This is a genomic window from Neisseria sp. P0008.S010 (assembly GCF_051962715.1).
GTDB classification, from domain to species: Bacteria; Pseudomonadota; Gammaproteobacteria; order Burkholderiales; family Neisseriaceae; genus Neisseria; species Neisseria elongata.
In genome coordinates this window covers 1-240 of the sequence record NZ_JBQCVA010000413.1, presented here as the reverse complement: position 1 = coordinate 240, position 240 = coordinate 1, and the positions used below count along the sequence as shown (strand labels likewise).

Genomic DNA, 240 nt, shown 5'->3' with positions numbered 1-240 from the left:
ATTCCTCACCCGTCCGCCACTCGCCACCCACAGAGCAAGCTCTGCTGTGCTGCCGTTCGACTTGCATGTATTAGGCCTGCCGCCAGCGTTCACTCTGAGCCAGGATCAAACTCTTCACTTAAACTTGCATGGCCCGAAGGCCAATAACTTTAGATGCAGAGTCCGTCCAGCTCACCTACTCGCTGTACGTTGTACTTGCGTACGAATACTTTGAATCATGTGATCTGTTCGAACGTCTGC

At 52.5% G+C, this 240-nt stretch carries 1 rRNA gene; it reads right to left on the bottom strand.

Annotated features, from left to right (window positions below):
- Positions 1-121: ribosomal RNA gene (locus tag ACTHSL_RS14135) — 16S ribosomal RNA — on the bottom strand; the annotation flags it as partial.
- Positions 122-240 lie beyond the last annotated feature (119 nt).